The organism is Paeniclostridium hominis, from assembly GCF_014306135.1.
GTDB lineage: Bacteria > Bacillota > Clostridia > Peptostreptococcales > Peptostreptococcaceae > Paraclostridium > Paraclostridium hominis.
Genome location: NZ_JACRWD010000003.1, coordinates 169,327 through 185,651, shown reverse-complemented (window position 1 = coordinate 185,651; position 16,325 = coordinate 169,327). Strand labels below are relative to the sequence as shown.

Here is a 16,325-nt window from a genome sequence, read left to right as displayed (position 1 = left end):
CCAACTTCAAGATAAGATTTCCCACCGTAAGGGTAAGATCCCAGGAAGACTACCTGGTTGATAGGTCAAAGGTGGAAGTACAGTAATGTATGTAGCTTATTGATACTAATAGATCGAGGACTTGACCAAAAAGATTATTTGATTCAATAAATGGTATGCAGTTTTTAGAGTACTAACTCTAACTAAATAAATATTAATCTATTAAAGATTATGTGGTTATTATAGCAAAGAGGATACACCTGTTCCCATTCCGAACACAGAAGTTAAGCTCTTTAGCGCCGATGGTACTTGGTGGGAAGCTGCCTGGGAGAGTAGGACGTAGCCGCGTAATCTTTTTTATTTAAAAATTTTTAAGAAAATGTATAAAAAAAAATACTACAGGATATAATATATGTATAAATAAATACTCAATCTCCCCTATTAAAAGGTCTCTATCCCCCATAGAGGCCTTATTTTTTTATATTTTAAAAGTATGTTAAATATGTTGTTAATAGAAGTTTTTATGTATAGTATCTAATGTATAAGGATTATTTATATTAATATATTAGGAGGTATTTAAATGAAATACTATGGTACATATAGACTTGTAAAGAACGAGGATTTAAATCATCATGGAACTTTATTTGCAGGGAGAATGTCAGAATGGTTTGTAGAAAGCTGTTTTATAACAGTTGCCAATGAATATAAGCATCCAGAAAATTTGGTATGCTTGAAGATTCATGAAGTTAGTTTTAAAAAACCTATAAGAAAAGGCGAGATTATAAAAGTAGAATCTAAAATAATTTATGCTGGAAAAACAAGTGTAACAGTTTACGGTAGAGTTACCAGAAGTGGTAGTGATGAAGTAATCGTCGAAGGCTTTTTAACTTTTGTTTGTGTTGATGAAAATGGAGTAAAGATGCCTCATAATTTAACTATAGATAATCCATCAACAAAAGAAGATATTGAACTTTTAAATAAAGTAAAAAATTTTAGAAAATAATATAAAAAATTAAAAATACCACTGCTTAATGTAGTGGTATTTTTAATTTAAATAAAAAAATATTTAAAACACTCTAAAAAAGAGAATATTAATATAGAGTGATAAAATTGTTAAAGCTATGATATAATTAATATTATATTATGAACTAATGTTCGGTTAGGAGAGGATATTGTGGAGTTTAAAATTCAATCGGATTATAAGCCTACGGGTGATCAACCAGAGGCTATAGATAAAATTGTTAAGGCTATAAATAATGATGAAAAGTTTAATACTTTACTAGGGGTTACAGGTTCTGGAAAAACATTTACAATGGCTAATATTATACAGCAAGTTAAAAAACCTACATTAATAATTGCTCATAATAAAACTTTAGCAGCTCAACTTTACAGTGAGTTCAAAGAATTCTTTCCAGAAAATGCAGTAGAGTATTTTGTAAGTTATTATGATTATTACCAGCCAGAAGCTTATGTTGCACACAGTGATACATATATAGAAAAGGATGCTAGTATAAATGATGAAATAGATAAATTAAGACACTCTGCTACTGCCGCTATATTAGAAAGAAGAGATTGTATTATTATATCTTCTGTGTCATGTATATATGGTTTAGGGGATCCACAAGATTATAAGGAGCTTATGGTTTCTTTAAGACCAGGTATGGAAAAAGATAGGGACGATATTATAAAACGATTAATAGAGATACAATATGAAAGAAATGATGTTAACTTTACTCGTGGAACCTTTAGAGTTAGAGGAGATATTTTAGAAATATTTCCAGCAAATACTGATGAAAGGGCTATTAGAATAGAATTTTTCGGTGATGAAATAGACAGAATAACAGAAATAGATTATCTAACAGGCAAGATAGTTGGGCTTAGAAATCATGTAGTGATATTCCCTGCATCCCACTATGTTACAACTCAAGAAAGAATAGATAAAGCTATTATAGATATACAAGAAGAGTTAAAAGAAAGAATAGATTATTTTAAAGATAATGATAAATTAATAGAAGCACAAAGAATAGATCAAAGAACTAGATATGATATAGAAATGTTAAAAGAGATAGGTTTTTGCCAAGGAATAGAAAACTACTCTAGACATATAACAGGAAGAAAAGCTGGAGATAAGCCATATACACTAATGGATTTCTTTCCAGATGATTATTTAATCATAATAGATGAATCTCATGTAACTGTTCCTCAAATCAGAGGAATGTACGCTGGAGATAGATCAAGAAAAACATCTCTTATTGATAATGGATTTAGATTACCATCAGCTTATGATAATAGACCTTTAAACTTTAGTGAATTTGAAGAAAATATAAATCAGATATTATTTGTAACAGCAACTCCAGGTCCTTATGAAATAGAACATTCAACTACTATAGCTGAGCAAATTATAAGACCTACTGGATTGCTAGACCCAATTATTGAAGTCAGACCAATAAATAATCAAATAGATGACTTGGTAGGAGAAATAAATAATGTTATTGAAAAAGGTGAAAGAGTTCTTATAACCACTTTAACTAAGAAAATGAGTGAAGATTTAAGTGATTACCTTAAAGAGATAGGTATTAAAGTCAAATATCTGCACTCTGATATTGATACTCTAGAAAGAGTAGAGATAATAAGGGATTTAAGATTAGGTAAATTTGATGTTTTAGTGGGTATAAACTTACTAAGGGAAGGGTTAGATATTCCTGAAGTTTCATTAGTTGCTATATTAGATGCAGATAAAGAAGGATTCTTAAGATCAGAAACATCACTTATACAAACTATAGGTAGAGCAGCAAGAAATGCAAATGGAAAAGTTATAATGTATGCAGATAAAATAACTAGATCTATGAAAAGTGCTATAGATGAAACAAAGAGAAGAAGAGAAATACAAATGCATTATAATGAAGAGCATGGTATAGTTCCAAAGACTATCAAAAAAGGAATAAGAAATGCAATAGAAGCTACGATAGTTGCTGATGAAGAAGCTATATATGGAGATATAAATGAAAATGATGAAAGTAGCATAAAAGAATCTATAGAAAATCTTCAAGCTGAGATGATGGAAGCTGCTCAAAATCTTCAATTTGAAAGAGCAGCACAGTTAAGAGATAAGATAAAAGAATTAGAAGAAAAATTAAAATAAATTAAAAGACTTAATTGATATAATTTTCATTATGAAAGGAACATAGCTATGAATGATAAAATTATAATAAAAGGAGCTAAAGAACATAACTTAAAAAATGTAGATTTAACTCTGCCAAGAGATAAATTTATAGTTTTTACTGGACTTTCAGGATCTGGAAAGTCATCTTTAGCTTTTGATACTATATATGCAGAAGGTCAAAGAAGATATGTTGAAAGTTTATCTGCATATGCAAGACAATTCTTAGGACAAATGGAAAAACCTAATGTAGAGTATATAGAAGGTTTATCACCAGCTATATCAATAGATCAAAAAACAACATCAAAAAATCCACGTTCTACAGTAGGTACAGTAACTGAAATATATGATTATTTAAGATTATTATTTGCAAGAGTAGGAGAAGTACATTGTCCTACATGTGGTAAAAAGATAAGTCAAATGACTATACAAGAAATAGTAGATAAAATGATGGAGTTTCCTGAAAGAACTAAGTTACAAATACTATCTCCTGTAGTAAGAGGTCAAAAGGGGACTCATAAAAAAGTTATAGAGAATATTAAAAAAGAAGGTTTTGTAAGAGTTAGAGTAGATGGAGAAAATTACGAAGTAACAGATGAAATAGATTTAAATAAAAATCAAAAACATAATATAGAGGTCGTAGTAGATAGAATAGTAATAAAAGATGGTATAGAAAACAGATTAGCAGATTCTATTGAAACTGCAGTTAAGTTGTCTGATGGATTAGTTATAGCTCAAATTATAGACGGAGAAGAAATTATGTATTCAACTAAATTTGCTTGTCCAGAACACGGTATAGGTATAGAAGAATTATCACCTAGAATGTTCTCATTTAACAGTCCATTTGGAGCTTGTGAAACATGTAATGGATTAGGAGAAAGTAAGGAAGTAGATCCAGATCTTGTAATTCCAAATAAAGAGCTATCTATAAAGCAAGGAGCTATTGCAGCTTGGGGATCAGTAGGTACAAATGATGATACTTATTATAGTAAAATGGTAAAAAGTTTAGCAGAAAAATTTAAAGTAGATTTATCTACTCCATTTAAAGATTTACCGGAAGATTTTGTACAAGAATTACTTTATGGACATGATAATGTAATGGTTGAATTTGTATATGAATCCAAGTACGGTGGAACTCGATTATACAAGGCACCATTTGAAGGAGTAATAGTAAATTTAGAAAGAAGATATAGAGAAACAAATTCAGAATACTCAAGAGAAAAGATAGAAGACTTTATGGCAGAAAGACCTTGTCCTAAATGTAGGGGTAATAGATTAAGAAAAGAAGTTCTTTCTGTATTAGTAGATAATAAAAATATAATGGAGGTAACAGATTACTCTGTTAATGAACTTATAGATTATATTGAAAATATAAACTTAACAGATAAGCAAAAGTTTATAGCCCATGAAATACTAAAAGAGATAAAAGGTAGAGCATCATTCTTAAGAGATGTTGGACTAGATTATTTAAACTTGTCTAGAAAAGCAGGAACTTTATCAGGAGGAGAAGCTCAACGTATCAGGTTAGCTACTCAAATAGGTTCTGCACTTGTAGGAGTTTTATATGTATTAGATGAGCCAAGTATAGGACTTCACCAAAGAGACAATGATAGATTAATTAAAACGTTAAGACATTTAACTGATATAGGAAATACTCTTATAGTTGTTGAACATGATGAGGATACTATGAGAGAAGCTGATTATATTGTAGATATAGGGCCAGGAGCTGGAGTTCATGGTGGAGAAATAGTTGCAGAAGGAATTTTAGACGAAATACTTAGAAATCCTAATTCATTAACAGGTCAGTATTTAAGTGGAAAAAAAGTTATACAAATTCCAGAGACTACAAGAGAAGGTAATGGTAATTTTATAGAAATAGTAAAGGCTACAGAGAACAATTTAAAAAATATAAATGTTAAATTCCCATTAGGAAAATTTACTTGTATAACTGGGGTATCTGGATCAGGAAAGAGTACTTTAATAAATGACATTTTATATAAAGGGATAGCAACTAAAATAAATAAGTTAAGAGATAGACCAGGTAAACATAAAGAAATTAAAGGTATAGAGAATATAGATAAAATAATAAACATAGATCAAAGTCCAATAGGAAGAACACCACGTTCAAATCCTGCAACATATACTGGAGTATTTGATTTAATAAGAGATTTATTTGCATCTACAAATGAAGCTAAAGCTAGAGGATATCAAAAAGGAAGATTTAGCTTTAATGTTAAAGGAGGTAGATGTGAAGCTTGTAAAGGTGATGGAATAATAAAAATAGAGATGCATTTTCTTCCAGATGTTTATGTACCTTGTGAAGTATGTAAAGGAGAAAGATACAATAGAGAGACTTTACAAGTTAAGTACAAGGACAAGACGATATCAGACGTATTAGATATGAATGTTGAAGAAGCTCTTACATTCTTTGAAAATATACCAGCAATAAAAAGAAAATTAGAAACTCTTATGGATGTTGGACTTTCTTATATTAAATTAGGACAACCTTCAACTCAATTATCAGGAGGAGAAGCTCAAAGAATAAAACTTGCATCAGAACTAAGTAAAAGACCTACAGGTAAAACTTTATATATACTAGATGAACCTACTACAGGACTTCATATGGCTGATGTAGATAAATTAATAAATGTTTTACAAAGATTAGCAGATACTGGCAACACTATAGTTGTAATAGAACATAATTTAGATGTAATAAAAACTTGTGACTATATAATAGACCTTGGACCAGAAGGTGGAGATAAGGGCGGAAAGATAGTAGCAACTGGAACACCTAAAGAAGTATCTAAGGTGGATGGGTCATATACAGGATTATTCCTAAAGAAATATTTTGAATAGAAAGTATTACACAAGAAAAATGAGGTTGACGTAGGACAGCCTCATTTTTTATTTAATTTATTTACTTGTAGCTTCTTTTTGAGATAATTCTTTTTCATATTGAGCAAATTCTGGTTCAGAACCGAATATAAAATGACCAGATCTTATTTCTAACCACTTAGGTTGATGCTCAGAATAATCATGTATGCTAGGGTCGTATTTTATACGAACTCTATGTCTTTCATGTTCTGGGTCAGGAAGTGGTATAGCTGATAATAATGATTTTGTGTATGGATGAAGAGGGTTAGCATATAACTCCTCAGAAGTAGTTAATTCAACTAATTTACCACGATGCATAACTCCTATACGATCACTTATATATTTAACCATTGAAAGGTCATGAGCTATAAATAAGTATGTTAATCCTTTTTCTTTTTGTAATTTTCTAAGTAAATTTACAACCTGTGCTTGTATAGAAACATCAAGTGCAGATATAGGTTCATCTGCGATTATAAATTTAGGTTGTATAGCTAATGAACGAGCTATACCAATACGTTGTCTTTGACCTCCAGAGAATTCATGAGGATATCTTCCTGCATGTTGTTCATCAAGTCCAACAGTTCTTAAAAGTTTATATACAGTTTGTGTTCTTTCTTCTTTATTTTTACAAAGACCATGTATATCAAGACCTTCAGCTATTATATCCATTACAGTCATACGTGGATTAAGACAAGCCATAGGATCTTGGAATATCATTTGCATATTTTTATTTACAAATGCTTTAGTATCTTTATCTAATTTCTTAGCTGAAATATTTTTACCATCAAACACTATTTCACCTGCTGTTGGGTCATATAATCTAATTATTGCTCTACCAGTAGTAGATTTACCAGATCCAGATTCACCAACAAGACCAAAAGTTTCACCTTCATAAATATGGAAACTTATATCATCAACGGCTTTAACAACATTTTTTTTATCGATAGGGAAGTATTGTTTAAGATTTTTAACTTCCAATATTTTTTTCTTAGTCATTTGAAGACACCTTCTTTCTTCCTATGTTTGCAGGTCTTTCTAATTTAGGAGCTAATGGATGTAATAACCATGTAGCAGCAGAGTGAGTATCACTGACTTTAAACATAGGAGGCTCTGCAATAAAATCTATTTTAAGTGCATTAACGTTACGTAGTGCGAATGCATCTCCAGCAGGAGGATTCATTAAATCTGGAGGCGTACCAGGTATATTATACAATTCATTTTCACCTATATCTAAACTAGGCATAGAAGCTAGAAGTCCCCAAGTATATGGGTGTTGTGGGTTGTAAAAAACATCGTCAGATGTACCAACCTCTATTATTTTACCCGCATACATAACAGCAACTCTATCTGCCATATTAGCAACAACACCAAGGTCATGAGTTATAAATATAACAGCAACTCCAGTTTTCTTTTGAATATCCTTTATTAACTCTAATATTTGCGCTTGTATAGTAACATCAAGTGCAGTAGTTGGCTCATCTGCTATAAGCACTTTAGGATTACAAGCTAGTGCTATAGCGATAACTATACGTTGTCTCATACCTCCTGAGAATTGATGAGGATATTGTTTTGCTCTTTTATCTGGGAAAGGTATACCAACAAGGTCTATAAGTTCTATAGCTTTTTTCATGGCTTCATCTTTAGATAATCCTTGGTGTTTTATTATTCCTTCTGCAATTTGTTTACCAATTGTAGTAGTAGGGTTAAGTGAAGTCATAGGATCTTGGAATATCATAGCGATATCTTTGCCTCTTATAGATTCCATTTCCTTTTCTGGTAATTTAGTTAAATCTTTTCCGTTAAATAATATTTCACCATCTTTTATAATAGCATTTGAAGACATTATTCTCATAATAGTTTTACAAGCAACTGATTTACCAGATCCAGATTCACCAACTATAGCAAGAGTTTCACCTTTATGCAAATCAAATGTAACATTTCTTACAGCTTGAACTTCACCCCCGAAAGTTTTGAAGTGAACTTTCAAATTCTTAACTTCTAATAATTTCTCTTTTTCCATAAAATTTATCCCCTTTCTAACTATTGATTACGCATTTTAGGGTCAACTGCATCCCTTAATCCATCTGCAAGTAAGTTTAAGCTAAATATTAATAAACAAATTACGATTGATGGAATAACCATCATATAAGGATTTGTTAGTAATTGCTTAAATCCATCATTTATTAATACACCTAATGATGCATATGGAGGTTGTAGACCTAATCCTATAAAACTAAGGAATGCTTCATAGAATATAGCAGATGGTAATGAGAACATCATCATAACAACTACAGGACCTATTATATTAGGGAATAAATGTTTAATTATTATTTTTTTATCAGGAGCTCCTAATGTTCTAGAAGCTAAAACGAATTCTTGATTTTTAAGTCTAAGTACGTGAGAACGTACTATTCTAGACATTCCAGTCCATCCAGATATAGCCATAGCAAGAGACATAGATAATACTCCTGGTTCGAATACTAATATAAATAGTGTTAAAGTAACAAGACTTGGAATACCTGTTAGTATTTCTATAAAACGTTGCATATACATATCTACTTTACCACCATAATAAGCAGAAACACCACCGTAAGTAACACCTATCAAAAGGTCATATAAAGCAGCAAGTACAGCTATAAATAAAGAAACTCTAGCTCCACTCCAAGTACGAGTCCATAAGTCACGACCTAAATCATCTGTACCAAACCAATAGTTGACATCATCTGCAACACCTTTTTTCTCATATGGATTTACTTTTGTAACTTTACCATCATAACTAGTTTCATTTTTAGTTCCATCTAATATTCCTATAGAAGACAAAACTGGGACTCTAGGAGGAAGTTTAGCATGACTTAAATTTTGCTGGTCATAAGTATATTTATTAAACATAGGACCAAATGCTGTAAGAAAACATATTACTAAAAGGATAAATAATCCCGTAATAGCACCTTTATTTCTAAATAATCTTTTTCTAGCATCCTGCCAAAATGTTAAACTAGGTCTAGTTATTGCTTCATGTTGAGTCATATCAGCTGGACTAATTTCGAATAAATCGGCAGTAAGTTGAACTTCTTTGTCGTCGATTATAACTTTATCCATCATTAAGCTTTCCCCCCCGCAACACGAATTCTAGGATCTATAATTCCATAAAGTATATCAACTAGTAAAATTACAGCTATATAACAAGCGCTATAGAATATAGAAACTCCTGATATACAGAATAAGTCATTAGTTGTTATAGATGACACTAACAAATCTCCAAGACCTGGAACTGCAAATACTTTTTCAACAACTAAAGATCCAGTAAGTAATCCAACTGTCAAAGGTCCAAGCATAGTTATAACAGGTATTAAAGCATTTCTTAAAGCATGTTTTACTATTACAGCTGCTTTAGTCAATCCCTTAGATTTTGCAGTAACTATATAATCGGCATTTAGAACTTCAACAAGTTCAGTTCTAGTAAAACGAGCTATATTTGCTATAGAGAAAAATGCTAATGCTATAGATGGTAATACTGTCCAAGAATATCTAAAATCTGAGCCTATAGGCATACCCCATGTAACTGGGAAAATTTGAAACTTTCGTGTTAAATACAATTGAAGAAGTGCGGCTAAAACAAATGATGGAACTGAAACTCCTAAAACAGATATTACCGTAGCTAAGTAATCCCAGAAAGTATTTTTCTTAAGTGCTGCTATTATTCCAAGTATTAATCCAACAGTGCTTCCAAAAATTAGAGCTTGAGCACCTAACATAGCTGAAGGTTTTAAACGAGTACTTATTAAATCTTCAACTTTTTTGTTATCATACTTAAAAGATCTTCCTAAATCTCCTGTAAATACACCTTTCATATATCTTACATATTGAACTGGAACTGGTGCATCAAGACCATATTGCTTGTTAATCATTTCAATTTGTTGCTCATTTAATTTTTCGTCATTAAATGGACTTCCAGGTAATAACCTTACCAAGAAAAATGTAACTGAAACAACGATTAGTAGAGTCATAAACATAAGAGCAAGACGTTTTAATATATAGCGACCCATCGCTACACCCCCTTGAATAAAATAGTATTATTTAAAAATAAATTCTGATAAATATAAAAATATACCAGAATTTTGAAAACAAAATTAAAAAAATATATATACAAATATTTATATATATTTTTTATTTAAAATATTATTAATAAATTAAAAAACTTATGAATAAAGTGCTGGTAGATATGATTAAACCAGATGATAAAAGTGAATTAGTATTAGAAAATTGATAACGCTTGCAAATATATTCATCTATAGAGATATTACTTTCAGATAAAATACCTCTGCTTCTTCGGAGTTGATTAGAAATTTTATTATATGCATAGATTGTTAAATTAAAAAAACCTTGTTCGGTTACATAAAAGAATACACCAAACGTTAAATAAATCATTCCTATTATGAAAGATGCATTTATAAAAGAAAATCTTTCGAAACTATTGATAGCATAGTATAAAAAACTAAGTATTAAATTTATGAAAATCAACTTTTGGAATTTTTTCAAATTAAGAATCCCTCCTATCCTAAATACAATTTACTAGATTATACAAGTTAGGTTTAATATAATACTAATACGGTTTTTGCAAAAAAACAATCATTTATATAAAAAATTTATAATATTTAAAAAATTTAAATGGAGGAATCTTAACGGAAAGGTTTAAATATAATTATTATATATATCAAAAATATGAAATTTAAATTTAAATTTAAATCAAAAGAATAAATATTCTAAAAATAATAACTTTTACCAAAACCTAGCTTATAATCTAAATTAACACAATTAAATGCTAAAAATTAAACAAATTAAGGGGGAAATGTTATGGTTTTAAAGAAAAGAATGGCTGTAATGTGTGCAACATCAGCAATAGCTGTAATGGCTTTAGTTGGCTGCAGTAGTACAGGAGGAGATTCATCTGGTGGAGGAAATACAAATGGAAAAGGAGAAGCTAAAGCTTTAGATGTACTTGCAAATGAAAATGCAAGAGCTGCTATAGCAATGTCTGTAGACAGGCAAGCTATGTGTGATACTATTTTAAATAATGGAACAATACCAGCGTCATATTATGTAGCAGAAAAATTAGCTTTTAATGAATCTGGTAAAGACTATAGAGAAATAGCAGGAGAAATGGGTTATGAGCATAATGATGAAGAAGCTACGAAATTATGGGAAAAGGCAAAAGAAGAAGTTGGATTTGATACAGTTACATTAGAACTATTAACATTTGATAGTGAAAGTAGTAAAAGAACAGCAGAATTTATGCAATCAGAATTACAAGGAGCACTTCCAGGATTGAAAATAGAGATAAAAACACAACCATTCAAACAAAAATTAGAATTAGAGAGTAAAGGTGATTTCCACTTATCATATGCATCATGGAATCCTGATTACCCAGATCCATTAACATTCTTAGAAACAATGCAAAAAGGAATACAATATGCTAAAAATACAAACTATAATAGTGAGGAATATAACAAGCTTATAGAAGAAGCTAAAAATGCAGAGAATCAAGAAGAAAGTTGGGTTAAATATGCAGAAGCTGAAAAGATGATGTTAGAAGATGGATATTTAGTACCGTTAGTTCAACAAGGTTCTTCATTCTTAGAAAAACAATATGTAAGTGGAAGACTTACTCCATCATTTGGTGTTCCAGCAATATACAATTGGGTTGAATTAAAAGAAGGTAAAAAAGAACTTAATATAACAAATACTTCAGATATACCTACTTTAGATATTAGTAAAGCTGAAGATACGGTATCTTCAGAAGTATTAATGAACACTATGGAAGGTTTAGTTAAATTAGATAAAAATGGAGAAATAATTCCTGGAATAGCAGAAAAATGGGAAAAATCAGAGGATGGAAAAACTTGGACTTTTAATTTAAGAAAAAATGCTAAATGGTCAAATGGAGATCCTGTAACAGCTAAAGATTTTGAATATTCATGGAAAAGAACATTAGATCCAGCGACAGCATCAACATATGGATTTATTATGTATGACATAAAAGGAGCTAAGGATTATAACTTAGGTAAGGTTGATAATGCAGATAATGTAGGAATAAAAGCAATAGATGATTATACATTGCAAGTTGAATTAGTAAGACCAGTTCATTACTTTGATAGACTAATGTTCTTTAAATCATTCTTACCACAAAATCAAAAAGCTGTAGAGAGATTTGGAAGTGAATATGGAACAGCACATGATAAAATTGTTTATAATGGACCATTTACATTAAGCAGCTGGAAAATAGAAGATATGTACACATTAAGTAAAAACCCTAATTACTGGGATGCAGGTTCAGTTAAAATAGATAAAGTAAATACAAAAATCGTTAAGGATCCAAATGCAGCACTTAATTTATATGAAACGGGACAAATAGATATAGTACAATTAACTTCTGAAAATGTTGATAAATATAAGGATTCTTCTGAATTTAAAACGACATTAAGGGCATCTGTAAACTTCTTCCAAATAAATGGAGGAAGAGGAGAAACTAAATAATATAATTTAGAATAGTTAACAGGTTTATACTATAAATTTATAGTATAAACCTATTTTTAATTTTAAAAATCAGAAAAATCAGAAAAAATTAATCATTAAGGACAAATTATAGTGCATATAATAAAAAAACATATATTATTATTCTAATTTTATTAATTATAAAATTCAGTTGTTTAAGGGGGAGTAACTTATGGTTTTAAAAAAGAAAATGGCTTTTATGACTACAACTGTAGCAATAACTATAATGACGATGGTTGGATGTGGAAATAGTGGATCAAGCCAAAGTTCAGGTGGAACTACTGGAGATCCGTATAAAGTTCTTGCAAATAAAAATGCAAGAGCAGCTATATCAATGGCTATAGACAAAAAAACAATGTGCGATACTATAATAAACAATGGAACGATTCCAGCAGATTATATTGTAGCTGAAAGTTTAGCGGTTAATGATCAAGGAAAGGATTATAGAGAAGCAGCTGGAGAAATGGGATATCATTATAATAAAGAAGAAGCTACAAAATTATGGGAAAAAGCTAAGGAAGAAGTTGGATTTGATAAAGTAACATTAGAATTGTTATCATTTGACTCTGAAACTGGTAAAAGACAGGCAGAGTTTATGCAAGCAGAACTTCAAACTGCATTGCCAGGATTAAAGGTAGAAGTAAAATCACAGCCATTTAAACAAAAACTAGAATTAGAAGAAAAAGGAGATTTCCATTTATCACATTCAGGATGGTCACCAGATTATCCAGATCCATTAACATTCTTAGAGACTATGCAAACAGGAGTGAAATATGCTTCAAATACTGGATATAGTAACCCAGAATACGATAAGCTTATAGAAGAAGCTAAAACTGCATCTAGCCAAGAAGAAAGTTGGGATAAATTTGCTAAGGCTGAAAAAATAATGTTAGAAGATGGATTTTTATCACCTCTTATTCAGTCAGGAGCTTCATATCTACAAAAACCGTATGTAAGTGGAAGGCTTACTCCGGCATTTGGAGTTCAGTATATATATAACTGGGTAGAACTTGGAGAAGGTAAAAAAGAATTAAATATTACGGGAGCATCAGATATACCAACTTTAGATCCAAGTAAAGCATCAGATACAGTTTCATCAGAAGTATTAATGAATACTATGGAAGGGTTAACTAAGTTAGATAAAGATGGTAAACTTGCTCCAGGAATAGCAGAAAAATGGGAAAAATCAGAAGATGGAAAGACTTGGACTTTTAATTTAAGAAAAGATGCTAAATGGTCAAACGGAGATCCTGTAACAGCTAAAGATTTTGAATACTCATGGAAAAGAACATTAGATTCAGCAACAGCATCAACATATGGATTCATTATGTATGATATAAAAGGAGCTAAGGATTATAATTTAGGTAAAGTTGATAATGCAGATAATGTAGGAATAAAAGCGGTAGATGACTATACATTACAAGTTGAATTAGTAAGACCAGTGCACTATTTTGACAGCTTAATGTTCTTTAAATCATTCTTGCCACAAAATCAAAAAGTAGTAGAACAATTTGGAAGTGAATATGGAACAGCACATGATAAGATGGTTTATAATGGACCATTTACATTAAGTGATTGGAAGATTGAAGATATATATACAATGAGTAAAAATCCTAGTTATTGGGATGCTAGCTCAGTTAAAATAGATAAAGTAAATACTAAGATAGTTAAAGATCCAAATGCAGCGCTTAATTTATATGAAACAGGACAAATAGATATAGTAGGATTGAACTCAGAAAATGTTGATAAATATAAAGATTCTCCTGAGTTTAACACAAGAAAAGATGCAGGAACATTCTTCTTGATGGTTAATGGTGGAAAAGGAAAATAGTTAAAAAAGTAAAAGAAATGAGGCTTATATAAGCATCATTTCTTTTATTTTTTTTAATTTATTAAATATTAAACTAGGGTATAATTTAGATATAAACTTTAAATATCGAGGTGAAAGAATGTTTGATATTCAAGAGCAATTAAAAAAACTCCCAGCAGAACCTGGAGTTTATTTAATGAAAGATGAAAATGATAAAGTTATATATGTAGGGAAAGCTATATCTTTAAAAAATAGGGTTAGACAGTATTTCCAGTCGTCAAAAAACCATACATCTAAAGTTAAATCCATGGTTAAAAACATATATAAGTTTGAATATATAATAACTGATTCAGAATTAGAAGCATTGATATTAGAATGTAATTTAATAAAACAATACAGACCTAAGTACAATGTATTACTTAGAGATGATAAGACTTATCCATATATAAAGGTAACATTAAATGAAGATTATCCAAGAGTCTTAAAAGTAAGACAAGTAATAAAAGATAAAGCTAAGTATTTTGGTCCATATACAAATACAACAGCAGTAAATGATACCTTAGAAATAATAAGAAATATTTACCCAATTAGAACTTGTAATATAGATATAGAAAAAGCTATAAAAAACAAGGTAAGACCATGTTTAAATAAGCATATTAAAAAATGTGTAGGCCCGTGTACTGGCGAAGTTAGTAAAGAAGATTACGGTAAGATGATAGATGAAATAATATTATTTCTTTCGGGAAAAGAAGAAAAATTAATAGAGCTTTTAAAAGAAAAGATGAATAAATGTGCTGCGGATTTTAATTTTGAAGATGCAGCTATGTATAGAGATAAAATTAAAAGTTTAGAAGATATGATTCAAAAACAAAAAATAGATTTAGGTAGTTCGGATTTAAATCAAGATGTTATTGCAATGGCTAGGGCTCACGATGAAGCTTGTGTACAAGTATTTTTTATAAGAAATGGAAAGATAGTTGGAAGAGAACATTATATACTAGAAGGAGTAATGGACAGTTCACGAGAGTCTATTTTATCATCATTTTTAAAACAATTTTATATGGCACAAGATTATATACCTAAGGAAATCATCATAGAAGATGAAGTAGAAGATAGTTTTGTACTTGAAGAGTGGTTATCATCTAAAAAAGGCCAAAAGGTTATTATAAAAGTTCCTCAAAAAGGTGAAAAAAAGAGTTTAGTAGAAATGGTTAGAAAAAATGCTGTTGAATATCTTGAGAAGTTTTCTAATATGAACAAGCTAAAATATCAAAAAAGTATAGGTGCTTTAGAAGAGTTAAAAACTTTAATAGGTTTAGAAAATATACCTAAAAGAATTGAGTCTTTCGATATTTCAAATATTCAAGGTGTTGACTCTATAGGTTCAATGGTAGTTTTTACAGATGGGAAAAAGGATAAAAAAGAGTATAGAAGATATAAAATAAAAACTGTTGTTGGGCCTAATGATTATGATTCAATGGCAGAAATAGTGGAAAGAAGGCTAAAATATGGAGATTTACCAGATTTAATATTATTAGATGGGGGAAAAGGTCAGGTAAGCTCAGTAAAAAAAGTTTTAGATAAGTATAATGTCAATATTCCTCTATGGGGGATGTATAAAGATGATAAACATAAAACAAAGGGATTAATTTCCCAGGAAAAGGAGATAGAACTCGATAAAACATCAAATTTGTATAGATTTGTGGCTAGTATACAAGAAGAAGTTCATAATTATGCAATTTCATATCATAGAAGTTTAAGAAATAAATCTTTGACAAAATCTGTATTAGATGATATACAAGGAGTAGGTGAGAAAAGAAAGAAAGCATTATTAACTCACTTTAAAAATATAGAAGAAATAAAGACAGCTACTTTTGAAGAATTATTAGAAGTTGAAGGAATGAATAAAACTTCAGCTGAAAATGTATATAATTTTTTTAAATCATAATT

11 protein-coding genes and 2 rRNA genes are annotated in these 16,325 nt (G+C 30.0%); 8 read left to right on the top strand and 5 right to left on the bottom strand.

Going from position 1 to position 16,325, the window contains the following annotated elements; translation table 11 throughout:
- The 5 genes from H8891_RS10570 to uvrA all read left to right on the top strand — a co-directional run.
- A 23S ribosomal RNA gene (locus tag H8891_RS10570) occupies positions 1 to 129 on the top strand; the annotation flags it as partial.
- Between the two features lie 82 nt (positions 130 to 211).
- Positions 212 to 328, top strand: a 5S ribosomal RNA gene (rrf, locus tag H8891_RS10565).
- Between the two features lie 231 nt (positions 329 to 559).
- Positions 560 to 982 carry an acyl-CoA thioesterase gene (locus tag H8891_RS10560; protein ID WP_147546925.1) on the top strand — a complete coding sequence of 141 codons (423 nt, stop codon included), beginning with the start codon at positions 560 to 562 and terminating at the stop codon, positions 980 to 982.
- Between the two features lie 171 nt (positions 983 to 1,153).
- A complete protein-coding gene (gene uvrB, locus H8891_RS10555) occupies positions 1,154 to 3,121 on the top strand; it encodes an excinuclease ABC subunit UvrB (RefSeq protein WP_187006428.1) in 1,968 nt (655 codons plus the stop codon).
- 48 nt (positions 3,122 to 3,169) lie between these two features.
- Positions 3,170 to 5,995: an excinuclease ABC subunit UvrA gene (gene uvrA / locus H8891_RS10550; RefSeq protein WP_187006427.1), complete on the top strand. Its 2,826-nt coding sequence runs from the start codon at positions 3,170 to 3,172 to the stop codon at positions 5,993 to 5,995.
- A gap of 57 nt (positions 5,996 to 6,052) precedes the next feature.
- Here the strand turns inward: uvrA and H8891_RS10545 are convergent, their stop codons facing one another.
- The 5 genes from H8891_RS10545 to H8891_RS15725 form a co-directional block, all read right to left on the bottom strand.
- Entirely contained in the window at positions 6,053 to 7,009 is a 957-nt protein-coding gene (locus tag H8891_RS10545; RefSeq protein WP_187006426.1) for an ABC transporter ATP-binding protein, read from the bottom strand.
- A complete protein-coding gene (locus tag H8891_RS10540; RefSeq protein WP_187006425.1) occupies positions 7,002 to 8,033 on the bottom strand; it encodes an ABC transporter ATP-binding protein in 1,032 nt (343 codons plus the stop codon). The genes H8891_RS10545 and H8891_RS10540 overlap by 8 nt, the downstream gene beginning before the upstream one ends.
- 20 nt (positions 8,034 to 8,053) lie before the next feature.
- Positions 8,054 to 9,115: an oligopeptide ABC transporter permease gene (opp3C, locus tag H8891_RS10535; protein ID WP_187006424.1), complete on the bottom strand. Its 1,062-nt coding sequence runs from the start codon at positions 9,113 to 9,115 to the stop codon at positions 8,054 to 8,056.
- Positions 9,115 to 10,059, bottom strand: a complete 945-nt coding sequence (locus tag H8891_RS10530) for an ABC transporter permease (RefSeq protein ID WP_187006423.1) — start codon at positions 10,057 to 10,059, stop codon at positions 9,115 to 9,117. Before H8891_RS10530 ends, opp3C begins: the two co-directional genes overlap by 1 nt.
- 136 nt (positions 10,060 to 10,195) lie before the next feature.
- On the bottom strand, positions 10,196 to 10,534 hold the full coding sequence (locus tag H8891_RS15725) for a DUF3899 domain-containing protein (RefSeq protein ID WP_408637165.1): 339 nt from the start codon (positions 10,532 to 10,534) through the stop codon (positions 10,196 to 10,198).
- Positions 10,535 to 10,867: 333 nt separating this feature from the next.
- On the opposite strand from H8891_RS15725, the gene H8891_RS10520 reads away from it, so the two are divergent.
- From H8891_RS10520 to uvrC, 3 genes are all read left to right on the top strand, one after another.
- On the top strand, positions 10,868 to 12,547 hold the full coding sequence (locus H8891_RS10520; protein ID WP_187006421.1) for an ABC transporter substrate-binding protein: 1,680 nt from the start codon (positions 10,868 to 10,870) through the stop codon (positions 12,545 to 12,547).
- A 190-nt stretch (positions 12,548 to 12,737) separates the two neighbouring features.
- Entirely contained in the window at positions 12,738 to 14,396 is a 1,659-nt protein-coding gene (locus H8891_RS10515) for an ABC transporter substrate-binding protein (RefSeq protein WP_187006420.1), read from the top strand.
- A 118-nt stretch (positions 14,397 to 14,514) separates the two neighbouring features.
- Positions 14,515 to 16,323 carry an excinuclease ABC subunit UvrC gene (gene uvrC / locus H8891_RS10510; protein WP_187006419.1) on the top strand — a complete coding sequence of 603 codons (1,809 nt, stop codon included), beginning with the start codon at positions 14,515 to 14,517 and terminating at the stop codon, positions 16,321 to 16,323.
- The last annotated feature ends 2 nt before the right edge of the window (positions 16,324 to 16,325 follow it).

What these genes read in the sequence shown, in the direction of transcription:
- uvrC (WP_187006419.1), top strand. Translation starts at nt 14,515, where the DNA reads ATGTTTGATATTCAAGAGCAATTAAAAAAACTCCCAGCAGAACCTGGA.
- H8891_RS10530 (WP_187006423.1), bottom strand. Translation starts at nt 10,059, where the DNA reads ATGGGTCGCTATATATTAAAACGTCTTGCTCTTATGTTTATGACTCTA.
- H8891_RS10520 (WP_187006421.1), top strand. Translation starts at nt 10,868, where the DNA reads ATGGTTTTAAAGAAAAGAATGGCTGTAATGTGTGCAACATCAGCAATA.
- opp3C (WP_187006424.1), bottom strand. Translation starts at nt 9,115, where the DNA reads ATGATGGATAAAGTTATAATCGACGACAAAGAAGTTCAACTTACTGCC.
- H8891_RS10515 (WP_187006420.1), top strand. Translation starts at nt 12,738, where the DNA reads ATGGTTTTAAAAAAGAAAATGGCTTTTATGACTACAACTGTAGCAATA.
- uvrA (WP_187006427.1), top strand. Translation starts at nt 3,170, where the DNA reads ATGAATGATAAAATTATAATAAAAGGAGCTAAAGAACATAACTTAAAA.
- H8891_RS10540 (WP_187006425.1), bottom strand. Translation starts at nt 8,033, where the DNA reads ATGGAAAAAGAGAAATTATTAGAAGTTAAGAATTTGAAAGTTCACTTC.
- H8891_RS10560 (WP_147546925.1), top strand. Translation starts at nt 560, where the DNA reads ATGAAATACTATGGTACATATAGACTTGTAAAGAACGAGGATTTAAAT.
- H8891_RS10545 (WP_187006426.1), bottom strand. Translation starts at nt 7,009, where the DNA reads ATGACTAAGAAAAAAATATTGGAAGTTAAAAATCTTAAACAATACTTC.